At 44.2% G+C, this 13060-nt stretch carries 14 protein-coding genes; 2 read left to right on the top strand and 12 right to left on the bottom strand.

Annotated features, from left to right (window positions below):
• Window positions 1-80 precede the first annotated feature (80 nt).
• The 4 genes from QYF49_RS03750 to cspD all read right to left on the bottom strand — a co-directional run bounded on the left by QYF49_RS03750 (window position 81) and on the right by cspD (window position 3282).
• Window positions 81-1103, bottom strand: coding sequence for a sugar-binding transcriptional regulator (locus tag QYF49_RS03750; RefSeq protein WP_290399038.1), 1023 nt, complete (start codon window positions 1101-1103; stop codon window positions 81-83).
• Window positions 1104-1272: 169 nt separating this feature from the next.
• Window positions 1273-1524: a glutaredoxin family protein gene (locus QYF49_RS03745; protein WP_290398278.1), complete on the bottom strand. Its 252-nt coding sequence runs from the start codon at window positions 1522-1524 to the stop codon at window positions 1273-1275.
• 77 nt (window positions 1525-1601) lie between these two features.
• Entirely contained in the window at window positions 1602-2918 is a 1317-nt protein-coding gene (gene rpoN, locus QYF49_RS03740; protein WP_290398277.1) for an RNA polymerase factor sigma-54, read from the bottom strand.
• 163 nt (window positions 2919-3081) lie between these two features.
• On the bottom strand, window positions 3082-3282 hold the full coding sequence (gene cspD / locus QYF49_RS03735; RefSeq protein ID WP_061971998.1) for a cold-shock protein CspD: 201 nt from the start codon (window positions 3280-3282) through the stop codon (window positions 3082-3084).
• A gap of 313 nt (window positions 3283-3595) precedes the next feature.
• Between cspD and yvfG the strand changes: the two genes are divergently transcribed.
• Together yvfG and clpP are read left to right on the top strand one after the other, a co-directional pair.
• On the top strand, window positions 3596-3808 hold the full coding sequence (yvfG, locus tag QYF49_RS03730; protein ID WP_290398276.1) for a protein YvfG: 213 nt from the start codon (window positions 3596-3598) through the stop codon (window positions 3806-3808).
• A gap of 212 nt (window positions 3809-4020) precedes the next feature.
• Entirely contained in the window at window positions 4021-4620 is a 600-nt protein-coding gene (gene clpP, locus QYF49_RS03725; protein WP_290398275.1) for an ATP-dependent Clp endopeptidase proteolytic subunit ClpP, read from the top strand.
• Between the two features lie 363 nt (window positions 4621-4983).
• Here clpP and QYF49_RS03720 read toward each other — a convergent pair whose 3' ends face one another.
• The 8 genes from QYF49_RS03720 to tyrS all read right to left on the bottom strand — a co-directional run bounded on the left by QYF49_RS03720 (window position 4984) and on the right by tyrS (window position 13045).
• Window positions 4984-5241, bottom strand: coding sequence for an HPr family phosphocarrier protein (locus QYF49_RS03720; RefSeq protein WP_290398274.1), 258 nt, complete (start codon window positions 5239-5241; stop codon window positions 4984-4986).
• 35 nt (window positions 5242-5276) lie between these two features.
• Window positions 5277-6221, bottom strand: a complete 945-nt coding sequence (gene whiA, locus QYF49_RS03715) for a DNA-binding protein WhiA (protein ID WP_290398273.1) — start codon at window positions 6219-6221, stop codon at window positions 5277-5279.
• A gap of 77 nt (window positions 6222-6298) precedes the next feature.
• The gene (locus QYF49_RS03710; protein WP_290398272.1) at window positions 6299-7252 is read right to left on the bottom strand and encodes a gluconeogenesis factor YvcK family protein; all 954 of its coding nucleotides are present in this window, start codon (window positions 7250-7252) and stop codon (window positions 6299-6301) included.
• Window positions 7253-8128, bottom strand: coding sequence for an RNase adapter RapZ (rapZ, locus tag QYF49_RS03705; RefSeq protein WP_290398271.1), 876 nt, complete (start codon window positions 8126-8128; stop codon window positions 7253-7255).
• A gap of 66 nt (window positions 8129-8194) precedes the next feature.
• The gene (locus QYF49_RS03700; protein ID WP_290398270.1) at window positions 8195-8653 is read right to left on the bottom strand and encodes an 8-oxo-dGTP diphosphatase; all 459 of its coding nucleotides are present in this window, start codon (window positions 8651-8653) and stop codon (window positions 8195-8197) included.
• A 238-nt stretch (window positions 8654-8891) separates the two neighbouring features.
• Window positions 8892-9836, bottom strand: a complete 945-nt coding sequence (trxB, locus tag QYF49_RS03695; RefSeq protein ID WP_290398269.1) for a thioredoxin-disulfide reductase — start codon at window positions 9834-9836, stop codon at window positions 8892-8894.
• 101 nt (window positions 9837-9937) lie between these two features.
• Window positions 9938-11539: a tetratricopeptide repeat protein gene (locus QYF49_RS03690; protein ID WP_290398268.1), complete on the bottom strand. Its 1602-nt coding sequence runs from the start codon at window positions 11537-11539 to the stop codon at window positions 9938-9940.
• Window positions 11540-11800: 261 nt separating this feature from the next.
• Window positions 11801-13045 (bottom strand): tyrosine--tRNA ligase, encoded by a 1245-nt coding sequence (gene tyrS, locus QYF49_RS03685; protein ID WP_290398267.1) that lies wholly within the window; start codon window positions 13043-13045, stop codon window positions 11801-11803.
• Window positions 13046-13060: the final 15 nt, after the last annotated feature.

Here is a 13060-nt window from a genome sequence, read left to right as displayed (position 1 = left end):
AAAATGACCTCCTTATAATTAGAAAGAAAATTATAGTTAAAGGGATAGCCCTTTAGTCACACAACAAGTTACATAGTCTTTCACGAGCCTGCAAGCAGCTTGCGTGCCGCTCCTTCATCGGTGATCAGCACCTTTTTAGGGCCATGCTTCATAAATGCTGCGATGGCTTCCGCTTTCGAGGAACCTCCTGCAACAGCCATGATAAAATCACTATGTTTCAGGTCATTCAATTGAAGACCTATCGTTCGAACACGATGCACGACTTCTCCCTGGTGGTTGAAGTAATAGCCGAAAGCCTCAGCTACTGCCTTTTCATGTTCCAATTTTTCCAGAACAGCCACAGAAGAATTTCTCCGGTTAGCCATTGTTTTAGCATCGCCAATTCCATGGATGACTATACTTGCTGAGTGTATCAGCTCCATGACTTCTTTAACCCCGGGTTCCTCCATGAGTGAAAGATAAGTCTCTTTGCTCAGCTGATCGGGTAAATGAAGCAGGCGATACTCACCTCTTGCTTTTACTGCCATGGTAGAACAGATGGTGTTTGCCTGATTTTCTACCTTTTCGCCAAGACCGCCTCTGGCTGGGACGAACAGAAGGTCCTGATCTTTGTTTCCAGGAGTCATCATTTCCGCGACAGCAGCAATGGTTGTGCCGCCTGTCACCGCAATGACATTATTACCGTTTAACTCCTGTTTCAACCTTATGACTGCCGCCTTGCCCATTTCATTTTTAATCCAAGGATCTTCATCACTGTCGCCAGGAACGATGATCACTTCAGACAGGTTTAAGTTTTCCCTCAACTTCATTTCTAAAACACGAAGTCCGGACAGTTCATTCATTAGAACTTCGAGTCTCTCTAGAACACTTAAACCGTCAGGCGTCAGCGACATACCACCCGGCAGGATGGAGAGCAAACCCTGGTCTTTCAAAAAACTGACCTCAGCACGGAGAACCCTTTCCGTCATGTTAAGGTTGGCTGCAAGGCTTCGTCTGCCGATGGGTTCATGAAAGCGAACAATTTTTAAAATGCTGTATCGTTTTCTCATTACCTCCAGAAGATCCGGCAAAAGCTTCTTCTGTATTTCTATTAAATCGTCCATCATGCATTCCCCTATCTTGTGTAAGGCAGAACATTAAGAGGAGTCCAACAATCAACGGGACATTCATCGTCCCGGATAGCCATTTTACGTCCCAACGAATCTATAAAAAAATGACCTTTGTTTAAGTCTCCTTCATTCTAACAATCCTGTGACAACATTTCAACAAAAATTACTTATTAATTGTTAGTAAACGCTTTCTTAAAGATTCCTTATGAATCTGCCCGTACTGAATCTCTTCATCCCCTGCTGCAATCACCGGGATCATCAGCCCATATTTTTCGATGAGTTCATCTGATCCGTAAATATCGACCTTATGGATCTCCATCGGGATTTCCTCTTGAAGCTCCTGTAATATCTTATGTGCTTTGTCGCACAGAGGACAATGATATTTTGTATAAAATGTGATCGAAAGTGGACTCATTTAGTTGTACCCCATTCAAAAAATTTTTATTCCATTTTTATTTTAAATAAAAAAAGCCCATTTAAACAGGGCTTTTTTCAGGAGTATCTTTTTCTTTTGGAAGAGGAAGCGATGTTCAGCTCCTCCCTGTACTTGGCCACCGTACGCCGTGAAATGCTGAGCCCCTTTTTACTGGCCAATAGTTCAGAGATCGCTTGATCCGATAAAGGCCTTGATTTATCTTCTTCTTCAATTACTTTTTTGATCGCGAGTTTAGCGGTCTGGGAAGAGGCATTTTCACCGCTTACGGTTTCGATCTTTGCCGTAAAAAACGCCTTTAGTTCAAACGCTCCCCTTGGTGTTTGAATCACTTTGTTTTTAACCGCCCGGCTGACGGTTGATTCATGCATGCCGATCCGCTCTGCTACTTCCCTCAATGTCATGGGAACGAGGTGTTCAGGACCCCTTTTTAAAAAGTTTTGCTGAGCCGAAACAATTTCCTTGGCAATCATGATAAGGGTATTTTTTCTCTGTTCAAGGCTCTTCTGCAGCCATTGGAGCTTTTGATAATGTTCCTGCAAATATTGCGCCGCCCCGCTGGACTTTGACTTTAAGAGATGAGCATAGCTTTCATTTAACTGCACTTTCGGTGTGAAGTGGTCATTGATGGCAAGCTTATACGTTCCGTTGTCTTCGATTACTGAGAGATCCGGGTACAAATAGCCTAAATCACTATGGCTGGATAATTTCCGTCCTGGCTTCGGATCGAGCGTCTGGATAAAGTCAGCCGCTTGCTCTACAGCCTGAACCGTTGTCCCTAGATCTGCAGCAATCTGTTTCAGCTTTCGGGCTGCGAGCTGATCAAGATGGTTGTCGGCGATCCGGTAAGCAAGATCTTCTTCCATTCCTAGAGATTTTAATTGAAGAAGCAGGCATTCTCTCAGGTTCCGGGCTCCGATGCCTGCCGGCTCCAGCTGATGAAGCGAATCAACGGCTTTCTCAAATGTTCCGGAACTGATGCCGAATCGCTTCTTCACCTCTTCTTCCGTTATATCCAGGTAACCGGCTTGATCTATATTTAAGATCAGAAAGCGAATGATGGATCCGATCTCGTCTGATGCAGGTATAGATAGAGCTTGAAAAAGAAGGCGGTCATGCATGGAAACAACGGCAGGCTGCATCATACTGATGACATCGCCATCCTGGTTTGTTTTATTTTTTTGAAGCGCTTTCTTTTTATCGTTATTAAAAAAGGCTGGTGATTCCGATAACTCAATGAGTGGGTTCTCGACCGCTTGTTCTTGTAAAAATTGAGAAAGTTCATAGCAAGGATATTGCAGGATGGCAATGGCCTGGCGCAGCTCTGCAGTCATGACGAGGCTTAAATTCTGTTGTTGAAATAATCCCAGTTCCATTCGAATCCCTCCTGTAACTATGATACTATAGAATGACAGAATGCAACACTCCAAAAGATGAGATATGGAATTAAAGTTTCTTCCAGCGGGTTACCTCCCGCTGTCACACTGCCTAAAAAAGGACAATAAAAAAAGGGCCGTCACTGGCCCTTTTATCACGCTATTAAAGTTTAGTAACGTTAGCTGCTTGAGGTCCGCGAGCACCTTCAACGATTTCGAAAGATACTTCTTGACCTTCGTCTAAAGATTTGAAACCTTCAGATTGGATAGCAGAAAAGTGTACGAATACATCGTCTCCACCTTCAACTTCGATGAAGCCGAATCCTTTTTCTGCGTTGAACCATTTTACTTTCCCGTTTTGCATGGGTATATCCTCCTGTCGGCGCATTAAAGCGCTTTAAAAATTGGAACCATGTGACAATGCTACAAAAACTAAAAGAAAACTTTTGTTTACATCCAGTCGTAATAACACGTTTATGGTCAGCACAACTATATCACGAGAATTTCCAATTGTCAAAACAAGGGTCAGAATTTATTACTGGACACCTTTTGCCAACGGCTTGGGTGCCTGCTACCAATAATTAAATTTTCTGTTTTGGTGCCTGGCACCGGAATTTGGTGCCAGGCACCGGAATCTGATACGATATAAACAGTTAAAATGAAGGAGTGCTGCAACCATGGCTGAACAATTTTCAGTTGCTTTTTTCGAGGAGAATTTCAAACAATACATCGAACGTAACAAAGACGTATTTACAAAATCACACGCAATGAACGCCTATTACCGTTCCATCGTCGGGACCCTCATCAATGACCATTTAAATAAGAACGCAGAGATTGTCCGCCGGATCCGAAATCTCGAAACCGCTTATATGAATATCAAAAATGGCTGATCCACATTATCTATAAAACTTTTGATGTGCTGCACGTTTAAAACCCGGTCACGCGGGAATGATGATGATAGTCTAAACATATTGTTAAATAAAGGATTGTGAAGCCTCTACATAGAATTATCATCAAAGAAGCTTTTCGTTTGACCTTGTTTGACCTTTTTTGTATGATGTCAGTAACACATGAAAAACACACCATAAAAGGAGGATTATTCATGAATTTAATTCCTACAGTAATTGAACAAACGAACCGTGGCGAACGCGCATATGATATTTACTCCCGTCTGTTAAAAGACCGTATTATCATGCTGGGAAGCGGAATTGACGATAATGTATCCAACTCAATTGTAGCTCAGTTGCTCTTCCTTGCTGCCGAGGACCCTGAAAAGGATATCTCCCTTTACATAAACAGTCCTGGCGGATCCATTACAGCCGGTATGGCGATCTATGATACCATGAATTTCATCAAGCCGAACGTTTCTACGATCTGTATCGGTATGGCAGCGTCCATGGGAGCATTCTTGCTTGCAGCCGGTGAAAAAGGTAAACGTTACGTTCTTCCAAACTCTGAGGTTATGATTCACCAGCCTCTGGGCGGAACACGCGGACAGGCAGCAGATATTGAAATCCATGCTCGCCGTATCATTCAAATGCGCGAACAGCTGAACAAAATTCTTTCTGAAAAAACAGGCCAGCCTTTAGAAATCATTGAACGCGATACTGACCGCGATAACTTCATGCTGGCAGAGGATGCTGTAAAATACGGACTCGTTGACCGTGTCATCACTTCCGTTGAAGATCCTAAGAACGTTTAATTCAAGATTTATAACAAGAAAGCCGCTCATCTTTTGACGAGCGGCTTTTATTTTGAGGAGAAGAACATGAACCTATACAATGTCCTCGTTTCCATCGGAGTCATTGTCATCTTTATTTTTATTTTGGCGATGTTTGCCCGGACGAAACGATAATGGTTTTTCCGAGCCTTGTTGCAGCAGACAGCATCCATCATATGACTCTGGCTGGAACTGCACCTATTTTGCCCATAAATGGCCGTCTGTGTCGGCTCACTAAAATAGGACACCCATGGCCAATAAAAAAGGCAAAAGCCCTTCGATCAACGAATACATGCCATCGAATCAGCTTTTGCCCTTTTACTTATCTAATTTTCATAATAAACTCTAGTTCTGTTCTGTTATGAAGGCTTCCAGGCCTTTGATCGCTTCTTCTTCATCATTTCCGCTTACAGAGATGGTAATATCCACTCCAGATCCAATCGCCAGGCTCATGATTCCCATAATGCTTTTTGCGTTGACTCGTTTTCCGTCTTTTTCTACAAATACTTCAGAGTTGTAACGGTTCGCTTCCTGCACAAATAAGGCAGCCGGACGGGCTTGAAGTCCGGTTTTCAATTGAACAGTTACCTTCTTTTCAATCATTGCTGTTCCTCCTTACAGATTTTAGTTTTTACTCGTTATTTCGAAATGGGTTGTCCTAGCCTGATTTTGTTAGCGATTTCATCAATTTTCCGAAGCCTGTGATTCACACCCGATTTACTCACGGGACCTGATGAAACCATCTCGCCGAGTTCTTTTAGTGTAATTTCCTGATGGGCAACTCGAAGTTCTGCAATCTCGCGAAGCTTGTCAGGAAGCACTTCAAGTCCAACCTCATTTTCAATAAATTTGATATTCTCGACCTGCCTCATGGCTGCGCCGACCGTTTTATTCAAATTGGCGGTTTCACAGTTTACAAGGCGGTTAACGGAGTTCCTCATATCCTTTAAGATCCGGACGTCCTCAAAATAGAGCATAGCGTTGTGCGCACCGATCAACGTCAGGAATTCAGATATCTTTTCCCCATCTTTCAAATAAATGATGTACCCTTTTTTGCGTTCGAGCATTTTTGCTTTTAAATCAAAGCTGTTCATCAGCTCGCACAAGGCTGCTGTATGCTCCTCATACATTGAAAAAATCTCGAGATGGTAGCTGGTTTCCGGATGGTTGATCGATCCGCCCGCCAAAAACGCTCCTCTCATGTATGAGCGGCGGCAGCAGGAATTTTTTTGAATCTCTTCTGCAATCCCCCGGTTGAACGTGAAGGTTTCATCTATGATATTTAAATCCTCCAGCAGAGCTCTTGCTTCCTGTGTGAGTCTGACGATGTAGACGTTGTTCTTCTTCAGCCTCATTTTCTTCCGGACCAGGAGTTCCACGTGAAAGGAATAAACTCTCTTAATCAATGTATAGATCCGCCTGGCAATGGCAGCGTTTTCTGTTGGAATATCCAGCACGATCTGACGGTTCGAAAAAGAGATCGATCCATTCATTCGGATCAGTGCTGCCAGTTCTGCCTTGGCACAGCAATCTTTCATATCCAGTTTGGTCAGTTCTTTCTTTGTTTCTGCCGCAAAAGACACCTTTTTCACCCCTCTTCTATCCACTCTGGCAACGTAAGGGTTAGACAGCTGGTCAACAGCCTTCAATTCTGAAAAGATTACTTCTTTTCAAGAAGAGAAAGAAGCAATTCAGATACACGTTTCGCATCATGGCGCACTAAAGTACCATATTGAATTATATTATCACTAATGATGTCAAAACCAAAAGATTTTAAACGGTCCATATCCCAGGTAACCTGCTCGGCTCCCTCTTCCCGGTAAAGTTCTAAAAATTCTTCCGGAATGATTTCATTGTTAACAATGACGACGTCAACGATTTTATCCCCGACGTGATCAATCAGCGCCTGTACATGGTCACTGGCTGAGAAGTGGTTGGTTTCTCCTTTTTGAGTCATAGCGTTGCAAACATATACTCTAGGCACCGTTGACTTAAGAACGGCGTCCCGAATACCGCCAACCAGCAAATTGGGGAGAATGCTCGTATAGAGGCTTCCGGGTCCGATGACAATCAGATCCGCCTCATTAATCGCATCAACACTCGCCTTTAAAGGCTCAATATGGTCAGGCGTAAGAAACACACGCTTGATCCTTTTATTGCGAAGAGGGATTTTCGACTCTCCCGTAATAAAAGAACCATCTTCATATTCTGCGTTTAAAATGACGCTTTTATTAGCCGCCGGCAGCACTTGCCCGCGAACATTCAGCACCTTGCTCAGTTCCCTGATCCCCATGACAAAATCTCCGGTGATGTCATGCATGGCAGCCAGAAGCAAATTTCCAAGGGAATGCCCGGTAATGCCGTCACCGGTCGTAAAACGATGCTGAAAAAGCCGTTCCACTAGAGGTTCTACCTCTGAGAGTGCGGCAAGGACGTTGCGCACGTCTCCTGGAGGAGGCATGTCGTAATCTTTTCGGAGGCGGCCGGAGCTCCCCCCATCATCGGCAACAGTTACGATCGCCGTAATGTCTACAGGAAAGCTCTTTAATCCCCTGAGAAGAACGGAAAGCCCGGTGCCTCCTCCCAGAACGACTATTTTTGATATTGGTTTCATTTAAGACTTATCCTTTCCCATGTCCCGGTGGCTGCTCAATGTTACAAATTCTTTGGACAGAGCATTCTTTATATATTCTGCCAGAGCAACCGAACGGTGTTTGCCGCCTGTGCAGCCGATGCCAATAATCAGCTGGCTCTTTCCTTCCCGCTTATATTGAGGAATCATAAAATTCAGCAAGTCGATAAGCTTTTCAAGAAAAGTTTTAGTTTCAGGCCACCGCAATACATATTCTGAAATATCCGGTTCCAGTCCAGTCCTTGGCCGCATGTGGTCAATGTAATGAGGGTTCGGTAAAAACCGCACATCGAATACGAGATCGGCATCGATCGGCATTCCATATTTGAACCCGAACGACATCACGTTTACGGTAAAAGGGTGGGCCTTCTCGGAAGAAAATCGCTCAATTATCTTTTCGCGGAGCTGTATCGGTTTAAGGTCCGTTGTATCTATGACTTGTTGGGCACGGCCTTTTAATTCCTCCAGCATTTCGCGTTCCTGCATGATTCCCTGAAGCGGATTACCGCTTTTCGCAAGAGGGTGCGACCGTCTCGTTTCTTTATATCGGCGGACAAGTGTGGCATCCTTGCTTTCAAGGTAGATGATCTGCGGCTGAATATGAGAGTGGACAGGCAGCTGATCAAGCGTTGTAAACAGCTGGTCAAAGAACTCGCGTCCCCTTAGGTCCATAACGAGCGCTACTTTATTCAGTTTTCCGTCCGACTCTTCCATAAGCTCCACAAACTTAGGCAATAGTGCGGGAGGAAGATTATCAACACAAAAGAAGCCCAGGTCTTCAAAACTCTGCATCGCTACTGTTTTTCCTGCTCCTGACATCCCTGTTATAATCACCATTTGAACGTCCTGCTGTTCCATAACCGTTCCCCCCTCTTATTCTATAAATTCGGTTGATGTATGGTTTGTGTTTGACCCTGCCTGTGATCACGCCGGATCAAGCCGATAGGACAGCAATTCAAAATCCGGTGTGTAAGTAAACGTGCCAAAAATCATTCCCGTCCCGGTGAGAACATAATCCAAAATATGATGATCTCCCGGCGCCATTGGCAATGAACGGATTTCAGATGCTGGTTTCCAGGCTAGTTTTCCTTCATCGGACTCGGCAAGCGCCTCTCCTTCAGCTTCGGTTGCCAAAAAGGTGAACATCATCCATTCAGAGATAATCTTTTCTTTTTCTTTGATGATAAAGTTAAATACACCCTTAAGCTGAGGGTTTTTGATATAGATTCCTGTTTCTTCACGGTATTCCCGAATGACAGAATCTCGGATCGACTCTTCTGACTCCATTTTTCCGCCAGGTGCAACCCACCAGCCTCTTCTCGGTTTCTGCAAGAGAAGCACTTCGTTTTCTTTAACCAAAACACAGTTTGTTACTCTTTGCACAATGTTCACCTCAATAACCTGTTACATTAACTTTAGTATACTAAAAAATGCCACCCCTCACAATGAACACGCATCTCCATTTTAAGGGATGGAACTAGTATTCCACAAAAAAAGGGCGCGGAAGCATTCCGCGCCAAAAGTCTTGCAATTTATAAAAAGGGGGTCAATTTCTTATTATAAATAGTACCCCATTTTTATTTCACCACTGTTACAGTCTGATTAAATCAGAATTACGAATTTACGCTTTCATTCTCTCTTTTAATTCTTCGACAAAATGCTGTGCCGATTGGGCTGCAATACTTCCGTCACCGGTCGCTGTAACGATTTGGCGAAGCGTTTTTTCCCTTACATCACCTGCAGCAAAAATGCCGGGGATGCGTGTTTCCATCAGCTCGTTCGTTTCAACATAACCCGCTTCGTTTGTTATCCCCAAGTTCACAAAAGCGCCGTTCAGCGGAAGCATGCCTACATAGATGAAGACACCATCTGCTGAAAACTCCCGCTCTTCACCTGTCTCCGTACTCACAAGCGTTAGCTTATTTACTTTATTGTTTTCACCATGTATTTCTTTCACGGTATGGTTCCATAAGAAATCTACTTTCTCATTATCAAAAGCGCGCTGCTGAAGAATTTGCTGGGCACGTAATTTATCACGGCGATGCACGATGGTTACCTTGCTGGCAAAACGAGTAAGGTAAACGCCTTCCTCTACAGCAGAGTCTCCGCCGCCGATGACGACAAGCTCTTTATTCTTAAAGAACGCTCCGTCACAAACGGCACAGTAGGAGACGCCGCGTCCGCCAAGTTCTTTTTCTCCTGGAACACCGAGCTTTTTATATTCCGCCCCGGTACCGATAATAATGGATCTTGCCTTAAATTCTTTGCTGCCGGATACAACGGTTTTGTATTCCTCGCCGTCGATGATCTCTTTCACATCACCATAAGCATATTCGGCACCGAATTTTTTTGCGTGCTCAAACATTTTATTGGACAGCTCAGGCCCTAAGATCGTTTCAAAACCAGGATAGTTCTCCACGTCTTCCGTATTGGCCATCTGCCCGCCGGGAATCCCGCGCTCAAGCATCAATGTGCTGAGGTTCGCCCTTGACGTATAGACAGCGGCAGTCATGCCCGCAGGACCTGCACCGATGATAATCACGTCATAAATTTTTTCTTCACTCATCCTGATCCACTCCTTTGATCCTTCCCCAGAACATCTGTCTGCAAATCTTTAGATTGTATTTACATGGTATCGGCCAAAGTCGTTTTCGTCCATCGATTTGCTCAATCTACGCGTTCAAGGCCTCTTTTGATAAATTGAATCCGTGAGGAAAGCATCGAAACCGTTATTCCGTACCGTTCGGCAATCGCAGCTTGAGTTGCACCGTCTTTTCTCTTTTTGGAAACATAATCAATAGCTGCGGCAATCGCTTGATCATTTCTGAGCAGAGAGCTGTCAGAACGAGCCAATATCATCGTTTCCAGCCATAGGAACGTCACATCATCGTCGATGGAAACTCCGTTTTCCTTCAGGATGGCAAGGATACTAAGCCCCCTTGCCACACTTGCAGAGACAGTCTCTATGATCTGCGCTCCATCTTCACCTTGTATTGTAACCTTTGTCCCCGGCATCATCTCTACTAAAAGACTGGCGGCTACTTCTTTAAGGACGGTATGCTCATCCTGCCTCGTGCAAAATTCCTGAAGCATTTCAATGTTTTCTTCGCTATTATTCCCACGCAATAAGGTTAAATGCACCAATTTGTTTTTTTGCAGTTCGCGTGCCACATTGTTGAAGCGCTGCATAAAATCTCTTTTTTGGACATTCTCCTGCTTAACGAAGGAAGGTACTCTGTATTGATAATCAGCACCCGTAACAGCAAGCTCCCCATTCTGGGATTTTTCAAGATAATAAGCAGCAACCTGGCTTTTCGGGTCGAGTTCCTGGGCTTTCGACCAGCAGTTGATCGCACGTTCGGTACGGCCAAGCGCATGGAATGAGACAGCCAGTAGATGAAGATAGGCAGGATCGCTGTAATAATAATGCTTGTTGATGGATGCCAGCCAGCGGTTTGCCCAGGCATGCTCATTAAAGATGCCGAACGTGCTGCCGAGCTTATAGCGGTGGTCAGGATGAATCGGGTAAACCTTTTTCATCCCCTCAACCAGTTGAGCTGCTTCTTCTTTTTTGCCTAATTGTTCATAAAAAATAGCAAGATTGCAAAGTGCGTTCAAATTGCCCGGATTTTTCTCCAGGATCGAAGTCAGTACATTCAACGCTTCTTCATACTCATTCAAATAAAAATGGGTCAGAGCAAGATTATTATAAGCAGCCCAAAACGTTGGATGCTTGATGATGAGTTCTGCCAGCTGTTTTTTTGCTTCTTTCAACTCGCCTTTTTCAATACTGTGGCGGGCCTCCTCATGGCCGATGATCAATTCCTCTTCCTCTGTTAACGGTTCACTTCCGTTCTCAAAATGAATGAGATCCAGCAGTTCCAAGGCATCGTCTACGAATTCACCGTCAGGATCTTTCTTCATATAGAGTGATGCGTACGTCTCCGCTTCTGAAAACATGCCCAAATGCGCATAGTTATTCGCCATAAAAAAGTAACACTCACTAATATCCTGTCCCATGGTTTCCAGCACCTGCTCTAAATACAGGTTCGATTTATCATATTCACCCAGCTCGGCTAATGTGGATGCGAGCTGGCAATAAAAGGCCGGTTCTTCGGGCTGCAAATATACAGCTCGTTCAAATAATTTTTTTGCTTTATCTAAATCCTTTTTCTGGTAAGCTTTTATCCCCCGTTGAAAGTAATATTCACCATCCTGCATGAAAGGAAGTATGCGCATGTCACTTTCCGCGTGATTTTCCTTTTTCATTCTTTCCTCCAATTCTATGTAAAAAGCAGATTACATAGCCTTTATTTCTAGCCGTTCGTTTTCAACCCAAAAAAGTATACCACACACCAAATGCGTGTTGCATACCCTTTTTATAACTTAGTCAAGGAAACTTTCGACAAAGCTTATATGAAGATTTTATTTTAATCTATGAATCGTTAAAAAACAGCAAGCAAAATAAAAAATATCTGTTCTTTTGACAGAAAACCACCGTTTCCTGTATGAAGAAACGGTGGTTTTTATTTATAGCGTTAATTTTACAAACTTTCTTTTTCCTACTTGAACGATTGTATCATCTTTTATCTCAATCTCAAGTTTTATGTCTGAAACTTTTTCTCCATTAAGTTTCACTCCGCCATTCTGGATCATTTTCCGTGCTTCGCTCTTGGAACTTAAAAGCCGGAGGCCGACGAGCAGATCGACGACGGCAGCAGTGCCAGATCCGTTCCACTTCATGGAAGGGATCTCATCAGGTACAGCTCCTTTTTGAAAAACAGCCCGAAAATGCTGTTCCGCTTTTTCCGCCGCTTCTTCCCCATGGAACATTCGAACAAAGGTCTTGCCCAGCCGAATTTTTGCATCGCGCGGGTGAAGGCGGCCGGCCTGTAGATCATCTTTCAGCTTGTTCTTTTCATCCATCGTGTAGTCGGTGGCCAATTCGATGTACTTTGGCATCAGCTCATCTGGAATGGACATCATTTTTCCGAACATCTCATTCGGATCTTCATTGATCCCGATATAGTTGCCTTTGGATTTTGACATCTTCTCCACACCATCTAGCCCTTCAAGCAACGGAAGCAGCATCACCACCTGCTTTTCTTTCCCATAGTGTTCCTGAAGATGCCGGCCCATCAGCACGTTAAAATGCTGATCTGTCCCCCCCAGCTCAAGATCACTTTCCAGAATGACAGAATCGTAGCCTTGCATGAGCGGGTAGAAAAATTCATGCAGAGAAATCGGCTTGCCGGTTGAGATCCTCGCCGTAAAATCATTGCGTTCCAGCAAACGGGCAACGGTGATTTTCCCAGCGAGCTGGATCACATCCTCAAAATTCAGTTTGGAGAGCCAGTCGGCGTTGTAATGAAGCTCAACCTTGTCCATATCCAGTACTTTGCCGAACTGTTCAAAATAGGTCTGCGCATTGTGCCTCACTTCCTCATCCGTCAGCTGCTTCCGCACAGTGGATTTGCCTGTTGGATCTCCAATCCTACCCGTAAAATCACCGATGATCAGCTGGACGATATGGCCGTTATCCTGAAACTGCTTGAGCTTTTGCAGAACGACCGTATGGCCGATATGTACGTCAGGAGCCGAGGGATCTAAACCAAGCTTCACTTTTAACGGCTTTTTCTCGACCAATGATTTGGCGATCTTCTGTTTAAACTCGTCAGCAGGAATGATCTCCTGTACACCATTGGCATACAGCGCATATTGCCGCTCCAGCTCTTTCGTTTGGTCAGCAGACAATGTTTGAATAAAATCTTTCATCGTAATCATTCCTCC

Source organism: Fictibacillus terranigra (genome assembly GCF_030412265.1).
Taxonomy (GTDB): Bacteria; Bacillota; Bacilli; order Bacillales; family Fictibacillaceae; genus Fictibacillus_C; species Fictibacillus_C terrinigri.
This window is presented reverse-complemented; position numbering and strand designations above follow the sequence as displayed.